Source organism: Microcoleus sp. A003_D6, from assembly GCF_036702825.1.
Lineage (GTDB): Bacteria > Cyanobacteriota > Cyanobacteriia > Cyanobacteriales > Microcoleaceae > Microcoleus.
In genome coordinates this window covers 1-12,786 of record NZ_JAUBWA010000159.1, presented here as the reverse complement: position 1 = coordinate 12,786, position 12,786 = coordinate 1, and the positions used below count along the sequence as shown (strand labels likewise).

Here is a 12,786-nt window from a genome sequence, read left to right as displayed (position 1 = left end):
ACGTCTCAAGAGGGCTAAAGCCCAACTACGTACCTATTTCTAGGATGACAATTAATCCACCCTGCTTCTTAAGGGGGATTTAGGGGGATCGAGATATGTGCAACTTCACATTAAATTGGTATCACGACTCTCACCCACACCGTGCGATCGAATCAATACCGGCGATTTCTGCGATCGGGCTGCCCGGCCTCTACTTACCCGCAGCTTTTGTAAATAGGCATAATTTTTCAGTAAATACCGATCTACACAAAACCAAACTCAAAATTTAAAATAAACCCAAGCAAAAATAGCTGCTCCTAGCTATTTTTTTTTCAAGCTAAATATCAAGGAGTGCATCTACGTGTCAAAAAATAAAACGCTCAAAGGCAGAGCCACTACACCTGCCGCAGGTTTTACAATGATCGAGCTATTGATAATTATTTTAATCATAGGCATATTTTGTGCGATCGCCGCCCCAAGCTGGCTGATGTTCATCAACAACCACCGTTTAAAGCTATCGCTCGATCGAGCTTATTGGGCAATGGAACTAGCCCAAAGCAACGCCAAACGCGACAAAACCTCATGGCAAGCCAGCTTCAAACAAGTAGGAGAAAATGTACAGGTAGCAATTCACAAATCCGACATTTCCCCAGCCCAAGTACCAGCCAACCAATGGAAAAACCTAGAACATCAAATTCAGATAAATACAAACGATACAACATTGCGGAAAGTCAATGAAAACACGAATTTAGTAACACAAGATGGAACAGTCTGGCGAGCCATGTTCAATTACCGAGGTTGCCCAGTGTACAACAAAACTGATGAATGCGGCCTCACAAGCATTCTAGCAAAAGGAAACATCACACTATCTCATCCTAATCTCAAAAATGGCGATCGATGCGTTATTATCTCCACTCTCTTAGGACATCAGCGCACCTCCAAAAGACAAAGCAAAGCTCAAGACGGAAGATATTGCTACTGATATAGAGTTGCGTCAGCCTGTAGGGTGCGTCAGAAGCGAACACTTACGTTTACAAGGGAAACGAGAAAGGGCTGACGCACCCTACAATACTATTTTAAATGCGTAACAGGCCTGTAGGGTGCGTCAGAAGCGAACACTTACGCTTACAAGGGAAACGAGAAAGGGCTGACGCACCCTACAATACTATTTTAAATGCGTAACAGGCCTGTAGGGTGCGTCAGCTAGAACACTTACGTTTACAAGGGAAACGAGAAAGGGCTGACGCACCCTACAATACTATTTTAAATGCGTAACAGCTTAAGGCATAGCTTCTTAAGGGGGACTAGGGAGGATCTGAGCCTAATCGTCAAACAGCATTCTGTGAATAGGTTTGACCTTAAGTTGACACGCTTTAAGCATTGCCGTGTCCCTACATGGGCTACATATAGAGGTTCTGCTTACTTAGCTTGACAATAGGTTTCATAAACGCCGTCAAGCAGTAAATTAAAAGCAAAAGTTGCTTTCTCGGCGGCTAACAGCGCTTCCTGTTTTGCTTCTTCAGTTTGGCAAAGCTGCAACAGCGCTTCGCGGGTGGCTTGCGAGTGGAACTCGTCAGCTTTTTCGTGGACTTTAAAGAAAGACAAAGCCGCTTCTGAATCAATGCCGTAAAATTCCTTCAAACCAGCTATTTTGGTTGTAGAAACTTCGGGGATTTGCGCTTCGTAAGCGTAAAGGGCGGCCAAACCTTTGGCGGGAGATTCGCTGCGCGCTAAGTCTTTGAGAATGCGGACGGATTCGGTGGTTTTTTCTAAGTGTTCGCGATCGAGAACTGCGTTTCTGTCTACACCCAAACCTTCGGCAAAGCGCAGCCACAGTTCGGGGTGATTTGCAGCGCCTCTCTCTTCTTCTATCAGGTTTTCGAGCAGCATTTGACGAATTTTGATGTCGTCACAGGCGGCGTGCGTAGCGCTGACGTAGGTGGGGAAGTTGTGGACTTGCAGGTAGTATTCTTGGGCGTACTCTTGCAGCATTGCGAGGTCGAGTTTACCTTCGTTCCACATTTGGTAGAACGGGTGTTTCAGCAGGTGGTTTTGGTCGAGAATGGTGTTGAGTTGTTCGAGAAATTGCTGTTGGGTCATAATTGTCGATCGCCTTTGAGGATAGTACCTAGCTAGAATGTTATAGTAATCTAGGATTTTGTAAAGATCAAGTTTTCAATTTTTATGTTTTGGTCAAACTGGCGCGATCGCCCGTCATGCCAGCTTAGCGCCGCCCGAACCCTTTGCCGCGCATAGATTTCGACCAAACCAGCAATTCGCCGCCACTACCGCCTGCCGCGAGAAACCGACCGTCGGGATGCCATGCGAGACAGGAAAAACCGCCCTCTGCACCTTCTAGAATTTGCAGCAATTGTTCTGCTTCGTACCGCAAACAAACTTGACCGGCTGCGGCTGCGGAAGCTAATAAAAATGTGGTAAGGATCGCGAATTAAATAACTTACAATTTTAATTGTTATTGTGGGATGGGCGTCCCGCCCGTCCAAAAAGGGCGGGCGTCCCGCCCAACCCCTACTCCCCACTTTCAAGAGTGTAAGTTATTTAATTCTCATTCCTAACTGAAAATGCAGCCGTTGTTCATCTCAAAAATTTCTTCGTCGGCATCAATTATCAGTTGGTTGTCGATGCCTGCTTCGCCAAATTCGTTGACAATGACTGCAACTTTTTTGCCGTGTTCCTGTGTTAAAATGCGGTTCAGTAGCGTAGTTTTGCCTGCACCCAGATAGCCTGTGAGAACGGTAACAGGAACTGATTCGATCGCCCCAGCAGTCACCATACTTGACCTCGATTTTTGTACAATGATAACCATTATCGCTATTCTACACCAGACCTGCTGCTAGTAGCAAGAATAGACCTCTTGCAAAAATCCTTTTAATCAAATTCTGGAACGGGCAAGATGCCCATTCCACAAGAAAAAAAAATTGTGGGATGGGCATCTTGCCCGTCCTAGTTATTTTTGCAAGAGGTCTAATATTACAAAATATTAATAAATTGTTCATTGGGGACTTTAAGGGCGGATTTTACCAAAAATAGAAAAAATAATAGTTGTTGGGCTATCATAAATCAATCTATACATTTAATCTAATAAACACCATGACTCAACTATCAGAAAAGCGAAAAGCGCTGCGTGGTAGAATTTCTCCCGAACGGATTACACCACCGGAAGAATTAGCAAGGCGCAAAGCAGAAAAAACTAAACTCCGTTTACGCGGTCAAGCAATATTTGAGCGAATTCGCCCGGAACTGATCGATGAGTATTACAATTGGTTTATTGCGATCGAACCGGACAGCGAAGAGTATTTGCTTGACCCTACACTTTTAGGTATTGTTCAAAAAATTAAGGAACAGTACGGCGATAAAAATGTGATGCTAGCAACCTTTCGCCTCAATGAAACAGGAACCTGTGGCAGAATATGATATCAGGTTGGTTTGGGGAAAACGGAGAATTGTTTTTTGAGATTGAATTGATTGCATCTAATGGCGAGATTTTTCCAGTGGAAGTAATGCTAGATACAGGTTTTACCGCAGGCTATCTGGCAATTAATTTTCAAGATATGGAGGCTTTGGATTGGCCGTTAGTTCAGTCTAAATTCAAGCTAGCTACAGCGCGGGGAGATGCTTTATTTGACCTCTATGAAGGTCGAGTAATTATTGACGGTCAAGAGTTGATCGTTCCCGTCCATGTTGGAGAGGATCTCCCGGAGATTTTAATCGGTTCCCAATGGTTAGACAGGATGCAGCTAGTTGTTAATAAACCGATCGGCATTTTGACGCTAGAAACAGTATCGAGTGCAGAATGACTGAAGATCGATCGCCCTTGATGACAAAAGCGATCGCCCGGATTCAACTACAAGAATGACTGTATTTTAGCAGAGTCGAGTTCCCGACCGATAAACACTAATTTGGTTTGCCGGATCTCCGAAGGTTGCCAAGGGCGATCGTAAAAATGTTCGATCCGCGAACCCACGCCTTGCAACACCATCCTCATCGGTTTCTTGGGAACAGCCACAAACCCTTTAATCCGATAGATTTCCTCCTGCTGCATCAAGGATTGCAGTTTTTTCACCAAAGCTTCAGGTTCAAATTCGCGATCGGCAATAAAGAAAGTCGAGTTAATATCATCATCGTGCTCGTGTTCCTCCTCCGTGTCGTGGTGACTGGGGCGCGACTCCAAATCATCCTCAACCGCCGCATTAAATCCCAACAGCACATCAGGGTTAATTTCGCCACTCTTAGACGGAACAATTTTCACACTAGGGCGCAACTCTTGCTGCAACCAGGTTTGAACTTTCTGTTGAGTTTCCGCATCCACGCGATCGACCTTCGTTAAAAGTACCATATCAGCACAGCCCAACTGGTCTTCAAACAATTCCTCGATCGGAGTTTCGTGATCCAAACTAGAATCAGCCTGCCGCTGTGCCATCAAAGCATCAATATCGCCCACAAAAGAACCGCTAGCAATAGCTTCGCAATCGACAACAGCAACCACACCGTCCACAGTAGCGCCCGTGCGAATTTCCGGCCAGCGAAAAGCTTGAATCAAAGGTTTAGGAAGTGCCAGGCCCGAAGTCTCAATCAAGATACAATCAATTTGTTCTCGGCGCTTCAACAATTCTTGCATAGTCGGCAAAAATTCCTCTTGAACAGTGCAGCAAAGACAACCATTTGTGAGTTCTACAATATTGCTAGTGACATTTTTATCATCATCATCATCGTCGTCGCAAACTTGGCAATCGCGCAGCAGTTCTCCGTCGATACCAATTTCGCCAAATTCATTAACCAGAACAGCAATGCGGCGGCCTTGATTGTTTTGCAATAAGTGACGAATTAAGGTAGTTTTGCCGCTACCGAGAAAACCAGTGATAACTGTAACAGGAATCTTGTGCATTAAATTATTGTCAGGTTGAGAATTATGGTTCAGATCCCCCCTAACCCCCCTTAAGAAGGGGGGACAAGAGGGTTCAAAGTCTGTTTTAAACAGGAAGAAACTCGAAATACTCAAAGTCCCCCTTCTTAAGGGGGATTTAGGGGGATCTAGACTTTGAGTAAAAGCGAAAATTTATCGCCTCATCTTATCTCTAATTCCCCAGCGGCGGAATCTTAGCCAAAATGCCTTTTTTCAGAGCTTGAGGACGCTCAGACCAAGGCAACAAACCGTCCGGTTTAGCATAGTATTGACCCGCGCATTCCAGTACAGCCTCGACGCTTTCCGGCTCATTTACAGGTAAATCACCAAACAAATAAGTGTACTTTCCCACAGCAGCAAAAGACACCGCACAAGAGTGACTGCAAGCACTCATGCACTCAACTTCTTGAATCTCAAATTTATCAGAAAACTCCCAATCTTTAGCGAGTTTCGATAAATCTTCCATAAATTGTTGGCCGCCGCTTTTGCCTTCGCGCTTGCCGTCTTTCCAAACACTCGCGCAAGCAGTGCAAACAAACAGACTGTGCTTTGTGCGTACAGCCGCATTAATTCCATCCATCATCCGTACCTCGCAGATGCGTTCAAAAGTGAGTTAGATATCGGCGGGCATTCTGACTTGAGAAACCACAAGGGTTTCATTACAGTTGCGGGACAGCGCCGGACTTGCACCGAACTTTCCCCGTTTCCTCTGGCGGCTGCTCCCCGCTAGAACCGATCGCGAATTCACATCATACCTCATTATGTTGCACCATTCTCAATTAGCCTTTTCTGAACAGGCTTTCGGGCCTGTGAAGCGAGAAAATTTATCTTTTGTGAAACAGGCCGGAAAGCCTGTTGCTGACAATGGTGCAACATCTCAGATCGTACCGCACTTGCCACCAATCGAATTTAGATTTCAGATTGGAGAAAGCGATCCCAGGGATAAATCGGGGCGCTGGTTTAGTAGTTTGTAGGGTGCGCTGCACACACCCTACAAACTATAAATTAAGCTGTTTCGTGCTGTTTGTGCCAAGCGGGATGCCACAGCAATTCGGCAGTCGATCGCTTCTCCACCATTTCCTTAGTAATCATACAGTGAGCCACATCCTTGCGAGAAGGCAACTCGTACATCACATCCAGCATTAACTCCTCTAAAATGCTGCGAAGAGCTCTCGCGCCGGTTTTGCGTCGATAGGCTTCCTGGGCGATCGCCCGCAGCGCATCCGGCTCAAATTCCAACTCCACGCTGTCCATGTTCAACAGCTTTTGATACTGCTTCACCAGCGCATTCCGGGGTTCAGTCAATATCTGCATCAAAGCTGCTTCATCCAGCGGCGAAATCACCGTCACCACAGGTATCCGCCCCACAAACTCAGGAATCAAACCAAACTTCACTAAATCGTCGGGCTGTACCTGCTGCAAAATATCAGCAGCCCGCTTGTCTTTCGCCGGCAAAGTCGAGTTGCTGTCGCTTTCTGCTGGCTGAATAAAGCCCAAAGATTTTTTACCCAAACGCTGTTCAACTATTTTTTCCAAACCGACAAAAGCACCGCCGCAAATAAATAGAATCTTGCTAGTGTCAACTTGAATAAAATCTTGGTAAGGATGTTTGCGGCCGCCTTGCGGGGGCACGTTAACCACCGTTCCTTCCAACATTTTTAGCAGCGCTTGCTGCACTCCTTCTCCCGATACATCCCTGGTGATCGAAGTGTTTTCGCTTTTGCGAGCAATCTTGTCAATTTCATCAATATAAATAATCCCGCGCTGCGCCGATTCGACATCAAAATCCGACATTTGCAAAAGTCGCAGCAAGATATTTTCTACATCGTCGCCGACATATCCAGCTTCTGTCAGCGTCGTCGCATCGGCTACCGCAAACGGGACTTCGAGCATTTGCGCCAAACTTTGGGCTAACAAAGTTTTGCCGCAACCTGTCGGGCCGACTAGCATGATGTTGGATTTTTGCAGTTCTACATCGCTGTCAGGGGAAGACTTGCCGCTGTCTTTAGCTTGGTCTGCGCTCAAGCGCTTGTAGTGGTTGTAAACTGCTACAGAAAGGACTTTTTTTGCTGAATGCTGGCCGATGACGTGGTTGTCTAAATGGTGTTTAATGTCTGTGGGTTTGGGAATTTGAGCTAATACGATTTTCGATTTGTTCGATCGACCTGGCCGCCGCGTTCCTTGTCCCTGAGACTCTCGCACCTCTGACTGGGGAATCTGTTGACCAATTGCTTTGCTGGAGTCAAAGAACTCCTCCTCTAAAATTTCATTGCAGAGTTCCACGCATTCATCGCAAATGTAGACGCCGGGCCCAGCTATTAACTTGCGGACGTACTCCTGCGACTTGCCGCAAAAGGAGCATCTGAGATGGGAGTCATATTTTGACATATTTGCCTCTTACTTTACGGTTGCGGTTGCTTTCTTTGACTGGGGAAGTTGCCGCGCGATCGATCTTAGCCTTGCCCTAGAAAGGTTTCCCGATCGGACACCCAAGCCAGTCAGTCGATTTTAGATTTTAGATTTTAGATTTTAGATTTACTCCACAGATGAATTTTGGAGCTGAACTAGGGTCTAAAATTTGGGGATCTGCACGACTTAAGTCGGGGGCTTGTCTCCGTTTTTTGGCGGAGTCAAGCTTCGCGATCTCTGTTTCTAACTTAACACTTTTGAGGCCTTAGTCATTAGTCATTAGTCATTAGTCATTAGACCAAATTTTTCATTTTTAATTTTTACTTGAAAGTAAAGCCGCACTGGCTTACCATTTTTTGTATGCCAAAAATTTCCCCGACATAATTATTTTCACTCGATCGCCTTTTGGGTCTGCTTCTTTCTCGACATCCAAAGTAAAGTCTACCGCGCTCATAATCCCGTCACCAAATTTTTCGTGTATCACTGCTTTGAGCGGCATCCCGTAAACCTGCATAATTTCATAGAACCGATAAATCAGAGGGTCAACTGGAACGGCAGGCTCCAAAGAACCTTTTAACGGAGGTTCACAGAGAACCGCAACCGTCTCGCTATCCAATCCCAAAGCCAATCCAATTTTCTCGGCTTCATCGACCGATGCGGTAGCTTGGCGGTAAATAACCGCAGCAATCCAAACTTCGTCGCGACCCAAAAGTTTTTCTAAATCTGCAAAACTAATTCCCTGAGCTTTTTTAGCAGCCAAAAGCTTTTCTGTAATTTCTGAAATTGCCATTAAATATTCTCCAACTCACTGCGGTGCAAGATATGAGATATATCTCACATTTTGGGGATTTTGTCAATAGCAAGTCGAGAAAAAAAACGAATCGATCGAGGAGGAACTTCAGCAAAAGCTGGTCTCCTCCACCGCTTCTAAAAACAAAAAGAAATCAGCAAGTCAAACTTAGCGGTTTATGTTTAGCCTAGCTCGGATGCTCAAAGCTTCCTGATTGCTCAGGTTGGCCGGATATTCCCAGTTAGAGACTGCTAAAATTAACAGAGGACTTGAAATATTTGGTTTTTTGATGATTAATTTGAGCAAGAGTGTGTGTTTCTGTGGTTTTCACGCCCTGTCAGCTTGATTCTTCCCGCACTAATCAAGCGTTTCTCCAGTTTATAACGATTATTGCTTGCTTTCGTCAAAATCTGAAAAAGCAAGACTTGTCTTGCTTTTTAGGCTACTGTTTTAAACCCACAACTTGCACCAGATAAATCCCCAAATAAGTCATAACTGCCCTAGGGCAATGGTACAGTTGGCTGTATGTGTAGTGCAAGTTGCACAAACACAGGCAAACAGCCGAATTTAGATCGTGCCAGCCTGACGCTCAATCCTCGCTCCCGCAGCCAAAGCCCCTTTACCGCTCACAACCGGCAACTGACAAAAGTATGGAGATTAAGACCAAAGATTACACCATCGAGTACGATCGCGCTACCCAAACAGTCACCTGCTGCGGCTCGTTCCGGCTCAGCCAGATGGAAGAATACGCGCCGATCGTCGATCTGCTCAACGAAGTGGTTGACTCCTCACCAAACACGATTACTCTAGACTTGCGAAAGCTAGAATTATTAAATAGTTCGGGAATTAATATTGTCTCCAAATTTGTGATCAAAGTGCGCCAGAGAAAGAATATTCAAATCGCCGTGAAAGGCTCTAAAGAGATCCCCTGGCAGGGAAAATCGCTGAAAAACTTGCAGCGGTTGATGCCTTCCCTGCACTTAGAATTGGAATAGTAAATCGAAAAAGGTAAAAGTGAGTCCCAAGCCCGCGTCAGGGAAGCGGGATGAGATCGGCTGAAGTTAATGCGAATAAGTCATAGTTAAGTTGGCAGCAAACAGTAAAAAACTTCAGAACCGACTAAAAATTACCAATTGTCAATTGCTATGCAGGAAGAACCGTCGAGAGAACAGCTACTTTTGCACGTTCAGCGGCTGAGTGCCGAACTTGAAAACTTGAAGCGCGAAAAGACTGACCTAGAAATTGTGCTGGAGACTACCACCGAACATTCGACTGCGATGGAAGCTCTCTTGCTCGGCAAAGCTGAGTTGGCAGTGCGTTCAAGTGAAGAGCAGTTTCGGGCGATCGCCTCGGCAACTCCCGTTCCGGTATTGATTTCTCGCCTCTGTGACGGCTTAATTCTGTATGCAAACGCTCAATTGGCTTCTCTCCTGAACATACCCCTAGAAGAATTGATCGGCAGCATCACCCCAGACTTTTACTTCAACCCGGGCGATCGCCCAAAGGTACTTGAGGCACTGGCTAAAGACGGATACCTCCAAAACTACGAACTCCACTGCAAAAAGTCAGACGGTACTCCCTTTTGGGCGATGATCTCCGTTCAGTCCCTGCTGTTTAACGGCCAAGAGACAGCATTGTGCGCCTTGTACGACCTCACCCAGCGCAAGGAAGCAGAACAAACCCTCCAAGAGAGCGAAAAGCGGCTCCGCCGCCAAAGTCTGGCTTTGTTGCAGCTAGGCCGGCAGAGGACTATCAATAGCGGTGCGCTGAATGTGGGAATTCGCGAAATTACCGAGGCTGCCGCCCGCACTTTGGATGTGGAAAAAGTCAGCGTCTGGCTTTACAACCATTTCAGATTTGGAACTCGCTACCCGATCGATCCCCAGCTAAATTTTACCGACAGAGCGATCGCCCACAACCAAACAGAGGCAATCGATACAGAGGCGGCCGCCCCAGAGGAAAACGAGTCGGTCAATCGTTCTAAGTTTAAAATCCCCAACCTCAAATTAGTTTGTCTCGACTTGTACGATCGCACCCACGAGAATCATTTGAGCCGCGAGTCCATATCGGCAAGCGATTTAAAATTTTCAATTTCAGATGTCGAAGGCGACGCACCGGAGGAAAACTTGCGATCGGACAATGGTTTAGAACCGGCGCCAAAAACTCAAAACTCTCTAAAAACAAATTTGTCCCACTCATCTTCGCTAGCGGAACATTCTGCTGTGCTGCCAAATGCCAGCAAGGCAAATTCATCCATCTTAAATGTAGCAATTAGGCTCGGCGGTCAGATCGTGGGCATCCTCTCTCTCGAACATATTGGCGCGCCCCGCCAGTGGGCTCTGGAGGAGCGCACCTTCGCCGATTCTTTGGCAAATTTGGTAGCGCTGGCGATCGAAGGATTTGAACGCCAGCGGGCTCAGGAAGCACTCTCCAAAGCCAAAGCGCAGCTAGAAATGACCGTCGATCAGCGCACCGCTCAACTCACCACTGCCAATAAACTGCTCCGCATCGAAATTGCCGAGCGCAAAAGAGCCGAAATAGCTTTGCAAGAAGCCTTACACAAAGCTGAAGCAGCTTCCCGAGCTAAAAGCACTTTTTTAGCCAATATGAGCCACGAGCTGCGGACGCCGCTCAACGCGATTATCGGTTACAGCGAAATGCTAGAAGAAGAAGCATTGGAATCGGGACTCAAAAACATCATCCCCGATACCCAAAAAATTCATAACGCCGGTCAACACTTGCTGACTTTAATTAACGATATTCTCGACCTTTCTAAGATAGAAGCCGGTCGGATGGAGCTTTACTTAGAAAAATTTGACCTCGCAAATTTAATAGAAGAAGTCGTTGCAACTTTGCACCCTTTGGTCGAAAAAAATCACAATCAATTACAAGTTTCTTGCTCTGTGAATTTGGGAGTGATGTATGCAGATTTGACTAAAGTCCGGCAAATTCTGTTCAATTTGCTCTCGAATGCCCTGAAGTTTACCGAAGGTGGAACGGTGCTGCTGGGCGCGAGTCGCGAACCAGCAGGTGGCAGCGATTGGGTTTATTTGCAGGTATCTGATACGGGGATTGGAATGTCGGCAGAACAGCAGGAGGGTTTGTTTCAACCTTTTATGCAAGGGGACGCTTCGACTACTCGCAAATACGGCGGCACCGGTTTGGGATTGGCGATTAGCCGCTTGTTTTGTCAGATGATGGGCGGCGATATTACTGTTGAGAGTCAGTTGGGTGTTGGCTCTACTTTTACTGTTCAATTAAAGGCAAAAGTTGATATTAGTCATTAGTTGTTAGTCATTAGTTGTTAGTTATTAGTCATTAGTTGTTAGTCATTAGTTGTTAGTTATTAGTCATTAGTTGTTAGTTGTTAGTTGTTAGTTGTTAGTTGTTAGTTGTTAGTTGTTAGTTGTTAGTTGTTAAGCTGTTCGACATTTAAACTGCATTGTTTGTGGTCTATACCCCTTACAGTATGGGGTTCAGACAAGAAATTTAAATGACTAACAGCTTAGTTGTTAGTTGTTAGTTGTTAGGAAGAAGGCAACGAGTACGCGATGGATTTAACGGATTTAACGGATGGGTGAAAGATGCAATAATTCGCCATGACCAATGACTAACAACTAATGACCAATGACTAATGACTAATGACTAATGACTAATGACCAATGACCAATGACCAATGACCAATGACCAATGACCAATGACCAATGACTAATGACCAATGACCAATGACCAATGACCAATGACCAATGACCAATTCCCGTTTTAATTGTGACACCGATCGCGATCGACCTCTGTTGCCGATCGCAAAGTAGCCGCCTTTCCCAGCCTAAAATAGTTGTATTATCCCAAACTTATGCCCCAGGCAGGATATGGGACCTCGCTGCATTCACAAGTCGCACCTCAACCTGATTAATAGGGGGGTGGGGGTTTGCTTGTAGAAAGGCAATTTGGTAAAAGTAATGCTATGGGCGCTAACGAGTCAAAGGCAAAAGTTAACAGGAAATCAGGAATTATCCAAGGCATAAGGACGCAGAAACATAATGGATGCCTTTTGCCGAATCCTTTCTGCCTTCAAACTGCTGCCTATACTGCCGAGATAGCAATGCCGCCTTCATCAGCGGGCAAGTTCTCAGAATCAAAGGAGTGCATCTACATGGTTAAACCTTGCAGTCAACCGCTAAAAATAAATCCTTTCACTTGTTATCGCGATCCCGCTACAGGCAGGTGGACAGTAGTTCCAACAGTTCAGGACGCTTGCGAAACAGACTCTAGTTTGAAAGCAAAAGCCGAAGGCGAAAACGAAGGTAAAGTAGAAACGAGTCTTTTTGCTTCGCCTGCTGTCTCGCTGCCGAAAAAACGCCTTTCCTTCTCCTTGCCTCCGCTTAAAAAGCTGGCTAAAAAATCTGCTGTTGCTGTCAGCAGGTAGCGATCGCAGGGGCCTAATCTAGTTTCCACGGTTAGTCCCCAGCGATCGAAAAAAACAAAACGAACTTATCTCTAGCATAAATTGCCAAAAATTGATATACTGCCAGCAAACTTTCTCCTTCAACATCCGTGAAGTATTTGCTCGATCGCTGCATCCAATTTATATGGACAGACCGACCAATGGGAGCATCCCGGTTTTGCAAAAGCCTCAAATGGCCAAGAGATCGTTGAGGTAACCACAACGAAGTTTTAGCATTTG

Annotated in this window: 14 protein-coding genes, 1 pseudogene and 1 riboswitch; of the genes and pseudogenes, 7 read left to right on the top strand and 8 right to left on the bottom strand. The window is 45.7% G+C overall.

Annotated features, from left to right (window positions below; translation table 11 throughout):
* The first annotated feature begins 340 nt into the window (after positions 1-340).
* Positions 341-961, top strand: coding sequence for a prepilin-type N-terminal cleavage/methylation domain-containing protein (locus QUB70_RS28745; RefSeq protein WP_332985013.1), 621 nt, complete (start codon positions 341-343; stop codon positions 959-961).
* Between the two features lie 437 nt (positions 962-1,398).
* Here the strand turns inward: QUB70_RS28745 and QUB70_RS28740 are convergent, their stop codons facing one another.
* The 3 genes and pseudogenes from QUB70_RS28740 to QUB70_RS28730 all read right to left on the bottom strand — a co-directional run.
* Complete coding sequence (locus QUB70_RS28740) at positions 1,399-2,079, bottom strand: CADD family putative folate metabolism protein (RefSeq protein WP_332985012.1); 681 nt, start codon at positions 2,077-2,079, stop codon at positions 1,399-1,401.
* Between the two features lie 124 nt (positions 2,080-2,203).
* Positions 2,204-2,422: a hypothetical protein gene (locus QUB70_RS28735; RefSeq protein WP_442927846.1), complete on the bottom strand. Its 219-nt coding sequence runs from the start codon at positions 2,420-2,422 to the stop codon at positions 2,204-2,206.
* Between the two features lie 138 nt (positions 2,423-2,560).
* Positions 2,561-2,773: pseudogene (locus tag QUB70_RS28730) on the bottom strand (CobW family GTP-binding protein); the annotation flags it as partial.
* Between the two features lie 317 nt (positions 2,774-3,090).
* Between QUB70_RS28730 and QUB70_RS28725 the strand changes: the two are divergent.
* Both QUB70_RS28725 and QUB70_RS28720 read left to right on the top strand, forming a co-directional pair.
* Positions 3,091-3,414, top strand: a complete 324-nt coding sequence (locus QUB70_RS28725) for a hypothetical protein (protein WP_332985009.1) — start codon at positions 3,091-3,093, stop codon at positions 3,412-3,414.
* The gene (locus QUB70_RS28720; protein ID WP_332985007.1) at positions 3,411-3,797 is read left to right on the top strand and encodes an aspartyl protease; all 387 of its coding nucleotides are present in this window, start codon (positions 3,411-3,413) and stop codon (positions 3,795-3,797) included. The genes QUB70_RS28725 and QUB70_RS28720 overlap by 4 nt, the downstream gene beginning before the upstream one ends.
* Before the next feature lie 47 nt (positions 3,798-3,844).
* On the opposite strand, the gene cobW is transcribed toward QUB70_RS28720, so the two are convergent.
* Complete coding sequence (gene cobW / locus QUB70_RS28715; RefSeq protein ID WP_332985006.1) at positions 3,845-4,885, bottom strand: cobalamin biosynthesis protein CobW; 1,041 nt, start codon at positions 4,883-4,885, stop codon at positions 3,845-3,847.
* A 190-nt stretch (positions 4,886-5,075) separates the two neighbouring features.
* Positions 5,076-5,486, bottom strand: a complete 411-nt coding sequence (locus tag QUB70_RS28710; RefSeq protein WP_332985005.1) for a DUF1636 domain-containing protein — start codon at positions 5,484-5,486, stop codon at positions 5,076-5,078.
* Between the two features lie 22 nt (positions 5,487-5,508).
* Positions 5,509-5,655, bottom strand: a riboswitch (cobalamin riboswitch).
* Positions 5,656-5,664: 9 nt separating this feature from the next.
* Between QUB70_RS28710 and QUB70_RS28705 the strand changes: the two genes are divergently transcribed.
* Positions 5,665-5,877 (top strand): hypothetical protein, encoded by a 213-nt coding sequence (locus QUB70_RS28705; RefSeq protein WP_332985004.1) that lies wholly within the window; start codon positions 5,665-5,667, stop codon positions 5,875-5,877.
* 31 nt (positions 5,878-5,908) lie between these two features.
* Here the strand turns inward: QUB70_RS28705 and clpX are convergent, their stop codons facing one another.
* A complete protein-coding gene (gene clpX / locus QUB70_RS28700) occupies positions 5,909-7,291 on the bottom strand; it encodes an ATP-dependent protease ATP-binding subunit ClpX (protein ID WP_332985003.1) in 1,383 nt (460 codons plus the stop codon).
* Positions 7,292-7,658: 367 nt separating this feature from the next.
* Entirely contained in the window at positions 7,659-8,102 is a 444-nt protein-coding gene (cynS, locus tag QUB70_RS28695) for a cyanase (protein ID WP_332985002.1), read from the bottom strand.
* 650 nt (positions 8,103-8,752) lie between these two features.
* Here cynS and QUB70_RS28690 point away from each other — a divergent pair.
* The 3 genes from QUB70_RS28690 (at position 8,753) to QUB70_RS28680 (ending at position 12,528) form a co-directional block, all read left to right on the top strand.
* Positions 8,753-9,097, top strand: a complete 345-nt coding sequence (locus QUB70_RS28690) for a slr1659 superfamily regulator (protein WP_332985001.1) — start codon at positions 8,753-8,755, stop codon at positions 9,095-9,097.
* A gap of 150 nt (positions 9,098-9,247) precedes the next feature.
* Complete coding sequence (locus QUB70_RS28685; protein WP_332985014.1) at positions 9,248-11,389, top strand: PAS domain-containing sensor histidine kinase; 2,142 nt, start codon at positions 9,248-9,250, stop codon at positions 11,387-11,389.
* A gap of 641 nt (positions 11,390-12,030) precedes the next feature.
* Positions 12,031-12,528: a hypothetical protein gene (locus tag QUB70_RS28680; RefSeq protein ID WP_332985000.1), complete on the top strand. Its 498-nt coding sequence runs from the start codon at positions 12,031-12,033 to the stop codon at positions 12,526-12,528.
* 31 nt (positions 12,529-12,559) lie between these two features.
* Here QUB70_RS28680 and QUB70_RS28675 read toward each other — a convergent pair.
* The coding region (locus tag QUB70_RS28675; RefSeq protein WP_332984999.1) for a hypothetical protein at positions 12,560-12,786 on the bottom strand (227 nt) is incomplete at its 5' end.